This window comes from Bacillus sp. FSL R5-0603 (genome assembly GCF_038050295.1).
GTDB lineage: Bacteria > Bacillota > Bacilli > Bacillales > Bacillaceae > Bacillus > Bacillus subtilis.
Window position 1 is genome coordinate 968,149 of sequence record NZ_JBBOYP010000001.1, and the last position, 14,049, is coordinate 982,197.

Here is a 14,049-nt window from a genome sequence, read left to right on the forward strand (position 1 = left end):
GTGACAGCTTTGCGAATTATATCTTTACATATCTACCAATACGGAAAATTTTCCAATCGAACCTTTCACTTTTCCGCCTCTCCTGTCCAAGTCATCTACGGATTAAATGAGGCAGGAAAAACGACGATGATGTCATTCATTGAAAGTATGCTGTTCGGTTTTCCGAAAACGAAAAAGTATGAACCGAAAACAGGCGGTGTCTACGGCGGTGTTCTTGAAGCTGAACATCCTGAGTATGGGGTGCTGAAGATCGAACGGACGAAAGGGACTGCCGAAAAACTAAGCGTGTACACAGAAAAGGGCGAAGTAAAGCAGGGAGATGTTTTAAAGCAGCTGTTCCAGGGCACAGACAGGTCGTTGTACAAAGCCATATATTCGTTCGACGTATTCGGGCTGCAGGAAATTCACGCCTTTAATCGGGACAAGATAGGGGAATTTTTGCTCTTTTCCAGCTTGTTTGGTGCTGAAGCCGTATCAAAGCTTGATTCAAGGCTGACGAAGGAAAGCGAAAGGCTCTATAAACCAAATGGGCGAAACCCTCAATTGAATCAGGAGCTGGAAACGCTTAAGCAGCTGGCAGTGAAGCTAAAACAGGCTGAAGCAGAGGAAGCGGGCTATCATCAGCTTCTCGGGGAAAAACGAATGCTTGAAGCCCGCCTTGCAGCCGCGGAAACCGAATTGAAAGAGACGGCGGGACATATCCGAATGATTGAGGGAGCGATTGAGCGAAAACCATTGCTAAATGAAAAAGCGACACTCGAACAGGTGATTGCAGAATGTCCGGAACATGCAGGACAATTTCCTGCTGACGGCCTGCATCAGCTGGAAAAATATGAATCCCATCTTCACCCGAAATCAGCACAGCTTGAGGCGCTTCGGGTGAAGCTGGCGGAGTTGGACAAACAGAGGCAAAAACTTATCCCCGATAAAGAACTATTGGCGAAAGAAACGCTGATACAAGAGCTTTCGGCAGCGTTTCATATGTACCAATCCTGGGGAGAACAGCTGGCCGCCATTCAGGCACAGCTGCGCCAGACGTCTGCGCAGACAGCGGCAGGGCTGGAACAGCTCAATAAAACGGATGAAAATGAGCTCCTGAATATGAACACCTCATATGATTATGAATGGCAGCTTCAGCAAGCGGTGCAGCAATATGTACAGGCAAGAGACAGAAAACGGCAGCTTGACGAGACGTTTGAACTTGCCCGGCAAGAGCTGGAAGACGCGGAAAAGGCCGTTCATGCCGCTTCGTCCGCGATTCTTGAAAACAGCCAAAGAAAAGATAAAGAAGCGGCTCTTAGAGCATATGATGAAACACAGGGGCAGCACCAAGAGCAAGCGAAGCTAAGAGAACAGCTGAAGTTTTTTGAAAGACAGCAGGCTAAACAGAAAAAGACTGTTATTGCAGCTGGTATGTTGTTCATCGTTCTCTTTTCTCTGCTGCAGCAATGGATTCCCGCCATAAGTTTCGGCGCTGCACTTATTGTGTATTGGCTTGTATCAGGAAAATCGTCTTCTCGAAACAGCCGAGAGACAAGACAGCCCATGACGGATATTTCACCAGCAGAAGCTGAAATGCTTAGAGAAGCGTTATGGGAGGATGACCGCAATAAGCAGCACCTTCTCACACAGCGTGCAGCGCTCCAGCAAAAAGAGGCGGCGTATGAAAGGGTCATCCAGCAGTTTGAACAGTGGGAAGCCGAAATGGCGCCGTCCTTTACACAGGTTGAGCGTTTTATGAATGAGCTCGGATTTAAGGAAGATCCATCATTTTTGCTTGATGCATACAGCTTAATGAAGGATGTTAAAAAAGAAGTGAAGAAAAAGCATGAGCTGACCATTGAAGCAGGCAGGCTGAAAAAGCACCGGAGAACATTCGAAGAACGCGTCAGTATGCTTCTCCCCGTGAATCAGAGTCAGGATATCTCCATTTCGGACGCCCTTCACACATTGCGGAAAAACATTGAACGTGAAAAAGAAATTGAGAAGCAAAAAAAGGAAATTGAAACAGATATTCATTATACAAAGGAACAGATGCTTGAACTTGAGCAAGAAATACAGTATTTCCACGCACAGATTGAACAGTTATTTGCCGCGGCTGCTGCAAAAGACAGAGATGCGTTTTTTGCCATAGCCGACATCAGCAGGCAATTGAAGGATACGGAGAACAAGCTTCATCACGTAAACGCACAGCTTCAAGGCGGGCACCCGGAGGAACTTGAACTGGCGGATTCCAATACGCTTTCTGAATTGAAAGATAAGCAATTTGTTGAGAATGAAAGAAAAGAGCGGCTGACTGAGGAGATCGAGCAGCTCCGCAGCCAAATCGCACTGCTCTCAGTCAAACAGGAACAATTAGAGGCTTCGGGATTGGTCTCAGACCTCAAGCTTCAAACCGAAATGCAAAAAGAACGTGTGAAAGAAACGGCTAAAAAATGGGCCTCCATACAAATGGTCAAACAGGTGATCAAAAACAAATTGGAGCGGCATAAAAAAATCGAGCTTCCGCGCCTTCTGGAGACGGCGGGAGAATTCTTCCGTCCTCTGACTGACGGAAACTACCAAACCATTTATTTTTCCGAAACGGATGATTCGATCATGGTTATGCATCGCGATGGAACTGTCTATCATGCGGAAGAGCTGTCACAAGGGACATGTGAACAGCTGTATACAGCGATCCGATTTGCTTTGGCCGTTACGCGCCAGGATGGGTCAATGCTTCCGTTCCAGCTTGACGACAGCTTTGTTCATTTTGATCAAGAAAGGCTGAAACGTGTATTACATGTTCTGTATGATTTATCCAAAGGCGGTAGGCAGATTTTGTATTTTACATGCCATGAGCACGTAAAAGATGCATTTCATAGCAGCCAAATCATCCATTTGGTGTCATAAAAGAGGTTCTATAGCTGAAAATCGGTATGTGATATACTGGTATTATGTAAGATACGGAGGGAGCTTTAATAGAATGGCTAAAGGGATTATGCTACATGAGGTTGGCGAACAGGTGGACCAGTATCTATTGATTAAATCCTCGACGAAAGGGATTGCAAGCAATGGAAAACCGTTTTTGACGCTGATGCTGCAAGACCAGTCAGGCGATATTGAAGCGAAGCTGTGGGATGCCAAGCAAAGTGATGAAGTGACCTATGCGCCGCAGACGATTGTTAAGGTCGTGGGGGATGTTCACCATTACCGCGGACGCACCCAGCTGAAGCTAAGAAATATCAGACCGGTAAGCGAGCAAGAAAACGTCAATATTGATGATTTTTTAGAAACCGCGCCGATTCCGAAAAATGAAATGATGGATACCATCACTCAATATATATTTGAAATGAAAAATCCGAATATCCAGCGAATCACAAGGTTTTTAGTTAAAAAACACGAAGCTGAGTTTATGGATTATCCGGCGGCTACGAAAAACCACCATGAGTTTGTCTCAGGTTTGGCGTATCATGTTGTCTCTATGCTGAACCTGGCGAAAGCAATAGCAGATTTATATCCGTCTCTTGATCGTGATCTGCTTTACGCCGGTGTTATCCTGCATGATCTTGGAAAAGTGAAGGAGCTGTCCGGCCCTGTTTCCACTTCATATACGGTTGAAGGCAATTTGCTCGGCCATATTTCCATCATGGTGACAGAGCTTTCTAAAGCGGCTGAGGAGCTTCAAATCGATTCTGAAGAGGTGTTAATTCTTCAGCACTTGATTTTGAGTCACCACGGCAAAGCAGAATGGGGCAGCCCGAAACCGCCGATGGTGAAAGAAGCGGAAATTCTTCACTATATAGACAATCTGGATGCAAAAATGAATATGATGGACAGAGCGCTTGAGCGCGTGAAGCCGGGCGAGTATACTGAACGTGTATTCGCACTGGAAAACCGTTCCTTTTATAAACCGACATTTCATAAATAACTTAAAAAGGACTGATGCTGACATATTCAGCTCAGTCCTTTTTGATGTGTCTTTCCCGCACATAACTCGTCTCATTCCCGCATATGGTTAAGAATAAAGAATCTATGCAAAGGGGGAGGAGCCCGTGTTATTTTTTCCATGGTGGGTGTATCTTTGTATTGTAGGCATCATTTTCAGCGCATATAAACTTGTGGCGGCAGCCAAAGAGGAAGAAAAAGTAGACCAGGCTTTTATTGAAAAAGAAGGGCAGATTTATATGGAGAGGATGGAAAAGGAGCGAGAACGCCGCAGTTCTCAGCAGCATGAAGAAGAAAATCAAAACCATTCCATCGCATAAAAAAAGCTGTGCGGCTCAATGAGCTGCACAGCTTTTTTATTATTTAGAACTGCTTGAAGAAGTGCTGTTGCTTGTTGAAGATGTATTAAATGTGTCTTTCAGATCTTTATCTTTTACTTCGATGTCAGCTTTCTTCATGACTTTTTGAACAGCTTCCTGAACAGCTGCGTTGTCATTTAATTTTTGTTCAAGCACTTCAGATTTCAGTTCTTTTTTCATATCATCATATTTGCCGCGTTCTTCTGTCTTTTTAATGATATGGTAGCCGTATTGCGTTTTGACAGGATCACTGACTTCACCTGTTTTTAATTTGAATGCAGCTTTGCTGAATGTTTCGTCCATTTGGCCTTCTTTTGCGAACCAGCCAAGATCCCCGCCTTTTGAAGCAGAGCTGTCTGTTGAGTATTCTTTCGCAAGGTCTTCAAACTTCTCGCCTTTTTTCAGCTTTTTCTCTACTTCTTCAGCTGTCTTTTTATCAGCAACAAGAATGTGGCTTGCACGGATTTTGCCTTTTAAGCCTTCCCAGTACTCTTTGATATCGGCGTCTGTTACTTTGATGTTATCTTTAGCCGCTTTTTGTGTCAGCAATTCATATTTTACTTGTTCTTTCAGGTAATCCTTGCCATATTGCTTTTCGAGGGCAGTATATTGATCGCCAAGCTGCGTTTTGTATTCTTTCAGCTTGTTGTCAATTTCTTTATCCGAAACTTTATACTTCTTGTCCAATACTTTTTCTTGCACTAGCTGTGTCAGTACGCTTGCGCCAGCTGTTTTCTTCATGTTTGTGTAAAGCTCGCCTTTTGTTACATCGCCTGCGTCTGTTTTTGCGATAACTTCTTTGTCGCCGCTGCTGCAAGCACTGAGAGCGAGGATGCTTGTAGCAGTGATAGCTGCTATTGCGATTTTCTTCATTGTTTTCAAACACTCCTAATCATTCCAAATTAAATTACCTATGCGTATCATAACATATTGTGGCTTTCTGTAAAAAGATTTTAAATAAAGGGCATTCGTCTAGTCAAACTTTTGCTGATGACATACTTATATATTGATCAAGAAAAGGAGGTATGTAACATGAGCGGAGGATACTCTAACGGATTCGCGTTGCTCGTAGTACTGTTCATTTTGCTTATCATCGTAGGTGCAGCTTACATCTACTAAGCAGCCCGAGGATCGCTTGCAACATAAGCGATCCTTTATTTTCACTAGCGCCTAATCGTTTCAAACATGAATTGCATAACATGTAATTGGTAAATAAAGCTTATTACAGGAGGTGCTTTTTAAGATGGGTGAAGTATTTGCAGGCGGATTCGCTTTATTGGTTGTGTTATTTATTTTATTGATTATCATCGGCGCTTCTTGGCTGTACTAATCAACATAAAAAAGCATAGCTGCTTCATCAGCAGCTATGCTTTCTTTCGTATTTACACTGTAAAGGAGATCTCCACAAACGAAGAGATCAGTAAAATTAATATAGATACATTAATAAATCGGAATACCTTATCTTGCCGCTCTTCAGGAATCTCTCTGACAAGGCATAATGTATTGGTGAGCCTGTTTATGAAATATAAAATAAACACGGCAGCCACGATAAAATAGAATAAAATGATGGGAGATTCCCCCTCTCTCTGAACTGTCCCATATTACATTACCAAATATTTATTAAAAAAGATAGAATGCAAATTGAAAAATCGCCACCAGCACCGGGGTTTGACTACTTTTCAACAAGAATATCCAAGCCGTCTGCTTCCTGATCAATAAAAGCGGTTTTCGGTGCTTTTATCAGCTTGAGAGCCAGCAGGAAATCAGGCAGACAGTAGCCGGCGTGAATGCCCGAGATCATGCAGAAATAATGAGCATGATTCGGAAATGCCAGTGCTGCGTAAAACAATACCGGTGTAATCAGCAAGAACGGGCTGACGAGTGAAATCAGCATTGTTGTTTTTGGTATACGTTTCCATGTGCGCATGCGCAATATGTAAAACTTTTTTTCTATTTTTCTTTTTTTGCAGATGATTGGCAGGACATGGATGACTTTATGTACAAATAAAATAACGACGAGCAAACCGCCGAATAAAGATACATATTCATCGCTTAAGCTTGTGCCAGGCCGCAGCAGCTCAAAAGCTAAAAAGGTAGATATAAAAACCAAAATCATAAAACATACAGCAGTTAATATTATGCGAACGGCGCCATAATCCTTCATGAGATTTATGGTCTTCCAGCAATTCATCAAAGTCATCCTTCCATACATCTTGAATAGAATCTCAAAATAATTTACTCCTCCCAAGAGAAAAAATCAATGCTTTTTTAAGAAAAAATATCATCCGGCAGGTATTTTTTTGAAACAAGCAAACAAACTGCGAAATATGGGGTTAGAACTTTCTTCTCAGTGAATTATCAGCTAAAATAAGATTAAAGATAGAAAGAAGTGGTGTGGATGGATTCGATGGATCATCGCATTGAGCGATTAGAATATTACATACAATTATTAGTGAAAACAGTTGATATGGACAGGTACCCCTTCTATGCGCTTCTCATTGATAAAGGGCTGAGCAAGGAAGAAGGGGAAGCGGTTATGAGGATATGCGATGAATTGTCGGAAGAGCTGGCAACACAAAAAGCGCAAGGATTTGTAACCTTTGATAAGCTCCTTGCGCTTTTTGCCGGACAGCTGAATGAAAAATTAGATGTTCATGAAACGATTTTTGCCCTGTATGAGCAGGGGCTTTATCAAGAGTTGATGGAAGTCTTTATCGACATCATGAAGCATTTTGATTAACTGTTTACAGGTTCGAGCTCTTCAGCCGGTTCATCCGCCGCACTGTCCTTTGCTTTTTTCTTCAGTTTTCCGTTTACGCTTTCAAAGTCATTGTCAATATTGGTGAGTGACGTTTCGAAAATTTCCATAAAATCATCGCCGTAGATATGGCGTATCATACACATCATTTCTGCCACTTCAGGAAATTTTCCGAATAAATGATACAAAGGCTGTGACCCTTTAAAAACAGCGTTGCGTGTCGGATCAAATTCCTCAAGCAAGCTCCAGAATACCTCGGTGCCTTCCTCAGTCAATTGGACATATGTGTTCCTTTTATCATTCAGCCGTTTGGAGAACCTTAAATATCCCCGTTCTTCCAGCTTTTTTGAAAAGTTGAATGCGGTTGATACGTGCATGACCCCGAACTTCGCGATTTCAGAAATGGAAGCTCCATTCAATTGATACGCAATCCATAAAATATGATGCTCATTAATATTCAGGTCATACGGTTTGAGCCATTGCTGCCAATCCTTCTCGATCGATTTCCAAAGAGCCTTGCTAAGCTGAGCCATTTTCTGGGTGAAGACCAGAGCTTCTTTCACATCATAGGGCGGTTCCACTCGATTCATTACGTCACCTGCTTCTCTTTTTCTTTTTCTCTATTATGCCAATAAAATAAAGATTAATAAAGATGAAAATGTAAGAATTTTTTAATAAATTCACAAACCATTGCGGCGGAAGGGTTTTTCGGCCAAAAAAAATACGGGTCCAATTTTGGCCCGCATTTTTTTCTTTTGAATAGGATATTAGTTTTGTAAGGTTTTCTCCAGCTGTCTGATTTTCTCTTCGATATCGGCAATTTCTTTTTGCAGATCCTGCTGGTGAGGCTTGATCTCTTCCTGCCATTTTTTAATTGACGTTTGGAGCTCGCCGCCCACGTCTTTAATAACATCCGTGCTTTCTTTTGCCGCTTTGATCAGCTGGTCTTTTAATGCAAGCCCGTCTGACTTTAAGCGTTTGATTGTTTCTTCAAAAGAATCATAATTGGTTTTCATTTTTTCACGCAGCTGCTTTCCTGAGGAAGGTGCAGTAAGAAGAACCGCTGCTCCTCCGATGATGCCGCCTACGAATAGTCCTGTTAATAGAGAACGTCCGCTCGCCATTTCAATCACCCCGTCTTTTTCTTCAAAATAGGATTCATTCAGCATTTTTCATTTTTGTTGAAAGCCTGAACTTCTATACATAGCTTGCTTTATTTTAGCATATTTTTTAAGTGAAAAGGAGGGAGAAGGTTGTCTGTCTTTTTGATTGTGTTATCCTGCATCACTCTTGCCTTCGCTTCAGGCGCTGTTTACTATATCAGACTTCTCAGCCAGGCTGCTTCTTATCCGCCCAAGAAGGTTATCCGGCAGAAAGCGCTTGTTTGTTCAACCGGAACCGCCTTTACACTATGTCTTATCTTTTTCACAAAACTCCTCGCTTAAAACATGCTGACATGCTGCGGGCGCTCTGTTCAAAAAAACCTCTCCCGGAAGCGGAAGAGGTTTTGTGTGACAATTATTTAGCAGCTTCCATAAAGCTTGAACGCCTTAAAATGGTTTGCACAATCGGATAAATAATGATCATTGAGATTGTATTCAGCACTGCGGCCGGCAGAACAACAGCCGCGAACAATGCGGCGAAACCGCCCGACAAACCGACGATCAATAAAGCTGACGATAGAAACACAATTCCTGATAAGATGGTCCCGATCACTGTCAGCACAGCGGCTGCACCTGTTTTTCGGCTCTTTCTGAACAAGAGAAACAGGGAGAAGAACAGAAACGCTGATACCGGTTTATCAATGATGTTAGGGATCTGTCCGGCTGGAAACGCGGTTGTAAGCGCGGAAATGATTCCGGTCACGATCCCGATGACGAGTACATTTTGCACCCGCGGGAACAGCAGAATGCCCATGAACATCATGATCAGCATCATATCTGGTTTCATGCCGCCTAAAAAGGGCGGAATAATGGAATGAAGCGCTGCGCCGATTGCGGCAAACAGAGCCATAATGACTAACTCTTTTGTTTTCATAACTATGCTCTCCTCTGCTAAGCTTTTTGCCCTCCAATAATATGCTCATCATTTATTGCGAAGGCTTTACAGAATGTGTTATGCAAACAGTATACCAAACGGACGGTTTGCATAGCCAGACTTTTTACTCATTTTCCTGCTGGAATTTCTTCATGAACGCAGCTAATTTTTCACAGTCTTCGAGAGAGACCGCGTTATAAATAGAAGCGCGGCAGCCTCCCACCGAACGGTGTCCGCCAAGGCCGATCATCTTCGCATCTTTTGCTTTCTGGACGAATGTTTTCGTTAATTCGTCATCCCGAAGCGTGAAGGTGACATTCATGCGTGAGCGGCTGTCCTTTCTGGCATGTCCTTTATAGAAGCCGTTGCTTTCATCAATACAGCTGTAGAGAACCTGCGCTTTTTGTTCATTGCGCTGTTCAACAGCTTCCACACCGCCGTTTTCCTTGAGCCATTCCAAAACGAGGCTCAGCATATAAATCGCAAATGTCGGCGGGGTGTTGTAGAGTGAATCCGCTTTGACATGCGTGGAATATTTCAGGATTTTTGGGACGTTCGCATTTTCATTTTTCAGCCAGTTTTTTTTCATGATGACTACAGTCACGCCGGAAGGGCCGAGGTTCTTTTGGGCGCCTCCGTAGATCACATCAAATTTGGACACATCGATTTTTCTGCTTAAAATATCGCTGGACATGTCGGCTACGAGCGGAATTGGAGAATTCGGAAACTCCTGCCACTGAGTGCCGAAAATTGTATTGTTGGATGTGATATGTAAATATGCGCCGTCTTTTACATCCGTAAGGTCAACCTCTGGAATATAGCTGTAATTGTCTGTTTCACTTGTAGCGGTGATAGACGTGTTCCCGAACAATTTCGTTTCTGCCAGTGCTTTTTCAGACCAAGCGCCTGTCATGACAAAATGTGCGGTTTTTTCAGGTGTTAAAAAGTTCATCGGAAGCATTGAGAATTGAAGGCTTGCCCCGCCTTGAAGAAACAAGATATCGTAATCTTCCGGAATGCCCATCAGTTCGATTAAGAGGCTTTTCGCTTTTTGGTGCACCGCTTCATACTCTTTGCTGCGGTGGGAAAGCTCCATAACAGACATGCCGGATTCGTTAAAATCAATAAATTCTTTCTGTGCTTTTTGCAGAACTTCCAGTGGCAGCGCTGCAGGACCTGCGTTAAAATTCGTTGTACGTTCCATTATGATCTCTCCCTGTTTTCCACGTTAATGTATAAAATAATACAATTATCCTATCACAAAAATTCAGTTTTTTGATAAAAAATTAGAATTATCAAAAGAAATTGACGGATGTTTGCGAAATGTTCACAAAATAAAATAACCTCATCTTATGATGAGGCCAGGCGTTTTGCGATAGAGGAAGAGATGTTCTGCAGATCCTCCGGTTTATAATCATCAGCATGCGTTTTCCAAACCGCTCCGAATCCATCTCCTTTTCCATAGCGAGGGATAATATGCATATGGTAGTGGAACACAGATTGTCCAGCTTTTTCGCCGTTATTGTTCAGCGTATTTAAGCCGATCGGTTCAAATTCATCCCGGATAGCGCGGGCGATTTTCGGAACAGCATGGAAATATTGTTTTGCTAATTCATCTGTAAATTCATATACATTCTCAATATGTGTTTTCGGAATGACAAGCGTATGGCCTTTTGTCACTTGGCTGATATCAAGAAAGGCAAGTACATGTTCATCTTCATACACCTTTGCGGATGGAATGTCGCCGGCGATAATTTTACAAAAGATACAATTCTCTGCACAATGCATGAGGGTTCCTCCTTATGAAATTGTTTAGTATGTATACACTCATCGTACCACAGAAATGCAGAAAATAGAAAACAGGATGAACGGCGAGCGTTCACCCTGAATGCAGAGGAAGAGCTTATATGAAGAAAATGTGTTATGCCTTTGGTAAGCACCTCATTTGTCAATAAAATGAAGACTTGTTTAATGCCTAACGATTCCTGCGATAAACACCTCATTTGACAATTTGCTTCATACATGAAGAATTCATCAATTCAGTGAAGAGAAATGGTTTGAGCATTGGACATGTTTATTTTCTATCCAACTGTTTCTAAGACGTCTTTGACAAACACCTCATTTTTCAGTTGATATGCTTTTCCTCTACAACTTTTATGATGTCCAGAACCCTGTCTCTTTATGACAGCAAATTCATCATTTGTTAAAAGGGAATTGTTTCAAATCAGGCCTTGTTTTTGGTACTATGAAGAAAAACACTATAAGGGGAGAAACTATGTCTCTGCTATCGGTAAAAGACTTAACCGGCGGATATACAAGGAATCCGGTTTTAAAAAACGTATCATTCACCCTTGAACCGAATCAAATTGTCGGCTTAATCGGGCTGAATGGTGCTGGTAAAAGTACAACAATCAGACACATCATCGGGCTTATGGACCCGCATAAAGGTTCAATCGAATTAAACGGTAAAACGTTTGCTGAGGATCCGGAAGGCTACCGTTCACAATTTACCTATATACCTGAAACACCTGTTTTATACGAAGAATTGACGCTGATGGAGCATCTTGAACTAACAGCCATGGCATATGGGCTGTCAAAAGAAACGATGGAGAAAAGGCTGCCTCCGCTTTTAAAGGAATTCCGAATGGAAAAGAGGCTGAAGTGGTTCCCGGCCCATTTTTCTAAAGGAATGAAGCAGAAGGTTATGATTATGTGCGCATTTTTGGCAGAGCCTGCGCTCTACATTATTGATGAGCCTTTTCTGGGGCTTGATCCGCTTGCCATTAACGCGCTGCTTGAACGGATGAATGAAGCGAAAAAAGGCGGGGCGAGCGTGCTGATGTCAACACACATTTTGGCAACGGCAGAACGCTATTGCGATTCGTTTATTATTTTACATAACGGCGAGGTGCGGGCGCGCGGCACGCTGTCAGAGCTCAGAGAGCAGTTTGGAATGAAGGACGCGGCGCTGGACGATTTGTATCTTGAGCTTACAAAGGAAGACGTTGGCCATGAATAATATGCTTGATATTTGGCAGTCGCGGCTGCAGGAGCATATCAAAGAAACAAGAACATACATGAAATATATGCTCAACGATCACCTCGTCATTGTTTTGATTTTTTTTCTAGCGGGCGCTGCAAGCTGGTACAGCAAATGGATACGGGACATTCCTGCTCACTTTCCGTCCTTTTGGGTGATGGCCGTGCTGTTTTCGCTCGTGTTGACAAGCTCTTATGTGCGAACGCTTTTGAAGGAGGCTGACCTTGTTTTCTTATTGCCTCTTGAAGCAAAAATGGAGCCTTACTTGAAGCAGGCGTTTGTCTACAGCTATGTGTCTCAGCTGTTTCCGCTTATTGCGCTGAGCATCGTTGCGATGCCGCTTTATTTCGCAGTCACACCGGGGGCTTCGCTCGTATCGTATGCCGCGGTCTTTGTCCAACTGTTGCTGCTGAAAGCGTGGAATCAGGTAATGGAATGGCGCACGACTTTCCAGAACGACCGCAGCATGAAACGGATGGACGTCATCATTCGATTTGCGGCGAATACACTCGTTCTTTATTTTGTTTTCCAATCTGTTTATATGTATGCGCTTCTCGTCTATGTCATTATGGCTGTTCTTTATCTGTATATGTCTTCCGCAGCAAAACGGAAAACATTTAAATGGGAGAGCCATATTGAGTCCGAATTGAGACGAAAGCAGCGTTTCTATCGGATTGCCAACCTGTTTACTGATGTGCCGCATTTGCGAAAGCAAGCCAAACGCAGAGCTTATCTCGACTTTTTGCTGCGGCTTGTGCCGTTTGAACAGCGCAAAACATTTGCCTATATGTTCACCCGCGCCTTTTTGCGTTCGAGTGATTATTTGGGTATTCTTGTCAGATTAACGATCGTTTTCGCGCTGATCATTATGTATGTCTCAGCTAGCCCGCTGATTGCAGCGGTTTTGACTGTGTTTGCCATTTTCATTACGGGCATTCAGCTTCTGCCGCTCTTCGGCCACTTTGACCATCTGGCGCTTCAAGAGCTGTACCCTGTGAAAAAAGAAACAAAGCTGAAAAGCTATTTCTCTCTATTAAAAACTGCACTTAGTATTCAAGCGATGCTGATGTCTGCTGCATCTGCCTATGCTGCCAGCTTGACCGGTTTTTTGTACGCGCTGATCGGTTCTGTCGTTCTGATTTTTGTTGTTTTGCCTTCTTATATGACAACCAGGCTGAAAAAGCACGGAAAGCTGTGAACTGAAAAGGGGTAATCAAATGACAGATAATCAGCTGCTGATGCAGGAAGCTTTGGAATGGAAAATGCATTTTTTGCGAAAGGATTCCATGTTTGAACGCTTTTCGAAGCGTGTCCAGACGAAGGTGAATGAACGGATTCCTGAAAAAATCCATACGGTCGTCACCGAGAGTGTAAGAAAAATGGTAGAAGCGACAATGGCCGGCTCTAATATCATCACTTATAAAAAGGATACAAGTGCACTGTCGCTCAGTGAAAAAAACGAATTGGCGAAAAAAACGATTGTTTCTTATCAGAAAGTGGCAGCTGCTGAGGGAGTCGGCACCGGAGCGGGCGGCATTTTTTTAGGCATTGCTGATTTTCCGCTGCTGCTTTCAATTAAGATGAAGTGTTTATTTACCTTGTCTTCCATTTACGGCTTTGATGTCAAGGATGCACAAGAAAGGATATTTTTGCTTCTCGTGTTTCAGCTTGCGTTTTCGAGTGATGATGGCCGTAAATCGCTTTTTTCTGTCATCGAAAATTGGGAGACGGAGAAAAAGAGCATCGACTGGAGAGTGTTCCAGCAGGAATATCGCGATTATATTGACGTCGTGAAGCTTTTTCAGCTTTTGCCGGGCGTAGGAGCGGCAGTCGGCGGAATTGCCAATTATAAGCTGCTTGCTCAGCTTGGAGAAACGGCAAGACATGTTTTTCATCTGAGGATATTAAAGGAAACAGCCGGAGAATAA

General features: G+C 43.0%; 18 protein-coding genes. 10 read left to right on the forward strand and 8 right to left on the reverse strand.

Annotated features, from left to right (window positions below; all coding sequences use genetic code 11):
• From sbcE to yhaL, 3 genes are all read left to right on the forward strand, one after another.
• A complete protein-coding gene (gene sbcE, locus NYE56_RS04935; RefSeq protein WP_341283548.1) occupies positions 1-2,892 on the forward strand; it encodes a DNA repair/recombination ATPase SbcE in 2,892 nt (963 codons plus the stop codon).
• A gap of 73 nt (positions 2,893-2,965) precedes the next feature.
• Entirely contained in the window at positions 2,966-3,910 is a 945-nt protein-coding gene (gene yhaM / locus NYE56_RS04940; protein WP_003245698.1) for a 3'-5' exoribonuclease YhaM, read from the forward strand.
• Between the two features lie 124 nt (positions 3,911-4,034).
• A complete protein-coding gene (yhaL, locus tag NYE56_RS04945) occupies positions 4,035-4,247 on the forward strand; it encodes a sporulation protein YhaL (RefSeq protein ID WP_003233252.1) in 213 nt (70 codons plus the stop codon).
• Positions 4,248-4,286: 39 nt separating this feature from the next.
• Here yhaL and prsA read toward each other — a convergent pair whose 3' ends face one another.
• A complete protein-coding gene (gene prsA / locus NYE56_RS04950) occupies positions 4,287-5,159 on the reverse strand; it encodes a peptidylprolyl isomerase PrsA (protein ID WP_268554904.1) in 873 nt (290 codons plus the stop codon).
• Between the two features lie 159 nt (positions 5,160-5,318).
• Here prsA and yhzE1 point away from each other — a divergent pair, with 159 nt between their 5' ends.
• Together yhzE1 and yhzE2 are read left to right on the forward strand one after the other, a co-directional pair.
• Positions 5,319-5,405 (forward strand): sporulation protein YhzE1, encoded by an 87-nt coding sequence (gene yhzE1, locus NYE56_RS04955; RefSeq protein ID WP_003327753.1) that lies wholly within the window; start codon positions 5,319-5,321, stop codon positions 5,403-5,405.
• Between the two features lie 124 nt (positions 5,406-5,529).
• A complete protein-coding gene (yhzE2, locus tag NYE56_RS04960; protein ID WP_003155248.1) occupies positions 5,530-5,616 on the forward strand; it encodes a sporulation protein YhzE2 in 87 nt (28 codons plus the stop codon).
• Positions 5,617-5,668: 52 nt separating this feature from the next.
• Here the strand turns inward: yhzE2 and NYE56_RS04965 are convergent, their stop codons facing one another.
• Together NYE56_RS04965 and NYE56_RS04970 are read right to left on the reverse strand one after the other, a co-directional pair.
• Complete coding sequence (locus NYE56_RS04965; protein ID WP_024571667.1) at positions 5,669-5,851, reverse strand: hypothetical protein; 183 nt, start codon at positions 5,849-5,851, stop codon at positions 5,669-5,671.
• Positions 5,852-5,958: 107 nt separating this feature from the next.
• Positions 5,959-6,477, reverse strand: coding sequence for a DUF3267 domain-containing protein (locus NYE56_RS04970; RefSeq protein WP_003245590.1), 519 nt, complete (start codon positions 6,475-6,477; stop codon positions 5,959-5,961).
• A 207-nt stretch (positions 6,478-6,684) separates the two neighbouring features.
• On the opposite strand from NYE56_RS04970, the gene NYE56_RS04975 reads away from it, so the two are divergent.
• Positions 6,685-7,026, forward strand: coding sequence for a YhaI family protein (locus tag NYE56_RS04975; protein ID WP_009966921.1), 342 nt, complete (start codon positions 6,685-6,687; stop codon positions 7,024-7,026).
• Here NYE56_RS04975 and NYE56_RS04980 read toward each other — a convergent pair.
• Together NYE56_RS04980 and NYE56_RS04985 are read right to left on the reverse strand one after the other, a co-directional pair.
• On the reverse strand, positions 7,023-7,634 hold the full coding sequence (locus tag NYE56_RS04980) for an HTH-type transcriptional regulator Hpr (RefSeq protein ID WP_003239501.1): 612 nt from the start codon (positions 7,632-7,634) through the stop codon (positions 7,023-7,025). The two genes, NYE56_RS04975 and NYE56_RS04980, sit on opposite strands and share 4 nt — an antisense overlap.
• A 177-nt stretch (positions 7,635-7,811) precedes the next feature.
• Positions 7,812-8,168: a YtxH domain-containing protein gene (locus NYE56_RS04985; RefSeq protein WP_003245875.1), complete on the reverse strand. Its 357-nt coding sequence runs from the start codon at positions 8,166-8,168 to the stop codon at positions 7,812-7,814.
• A 129-nt stretch (positions 8,169-8,297) separates the two neighbouring features.
• Between NYE56_RS04985 and NYE56_RS04990 the strand changes: the two genes are divergently transcribed.
• Positions 8,298-8,489, forward strand: a complete 192-nt coding sequence (locus tag NYE56_RS04990; protein WP_014476318.1) for a hypothetical protein — start codon at positions 8,298-8,300, stop codon at positions 8,487-8,489.
• Positions 8,490-8,562: 73 nt separating this feature from the next.
• Here the strand turns inward: NYE56_RS04990 and trpP are convergent, their stop codons facing one another.
• The 3 genes from trpP to NYE56_RS05005 all read right to left on the reverse strand — a co-directional run bounded on the left by trpP (position 8,563) and on the right by NYE56_RS05005 (position 10,869).
• Positions 8,563-9,081 carry a tryptophan transporter TrpP gene (gene trpP / locus NYE56_RS04995; RefSeq protein WP_341283549.1) on the reverse strand — a complete coding sequence of 173 codons (519 nt, stop codon included), beginning with the start codon at positions 9,079-9,081 and terminating at the stop codon, positions 8,563-8,565.
• Between the two features lie 124 nt (positions 9,082-9,205).
• Positions 9,206-10,285 carry a 3-phosphoserine/phosphohydroxythreonine transaminase gene (serC, locus tag NYE56_RS05000; RefSeq protein ID WP_024571663.1) on the reverse strand — a complete coding sequence of 360 codons (1,080 nt, stop codon included), beginning with the start codon at positions 10,283-10,285 and terminating at the stop codon, positions 9,206-9,208.
• A 146-nt stretch (positions 10,286-10,431) separates the two neighbouring features.
• Positions 10,432-10,869: an HIT family protein gene (locus NYE56_RS05005; RefSeq protein ID WP_003233231.1), complete on the reverse strand. Its 438-nt coding sequence runs from the start codon at positions 10,867-10,869 to the stop codon at positions 10,432-10,434.
• A gap of 487 nt (positions 10,870-11,356) precedes the next feature.
• On the opposite strand from NYE56_RS05005, the gene ecsA reads away from it, so the two are divergent.
• From ecsA to NYE56_RS05020, 3 genes are read left to right on the forward strand one after another with little or no spacing between them, the layout of a single operon-like run.
• Complete coding sequence (gene ecsA, locus NYE56_RS05010; RefSeq protein ID WP_251186876.1) at positions 11,357-12,100, forward strand: ABC transporter ATP-binding protein EcsA; 744 nt, start codon at positions 11,357-11,359, stop codon at positions 12,098-12,100.
• Complete coding sequence (ecsB, locus tag NYE56_RS05015) at positions 12,093-13,319, forward strand: ABC transporter permease EcsB (RefSeq protein WP_335449077.1); 1,227 nt, start codon at positions 12,093-12,095, stop codon at positions 13,317-13,319. Before ecsA ends, ecsB begins: the two co-directional genes overlap by 8 nt.
• A gap of 19 nt (positions 13,320-13,338) precedes the next feature.
• The gene (locus NYE56_RS05020; RefSeq protein ID WP_038427569.1) at positions 13,339-14,049 is read left to right on the forward strand and encodes an EcsC family protein; all 711 of its coding nucleotides are present in this window, start codon (positions 13,339-13,341) and stop codon (positions 14,047-14,049) included.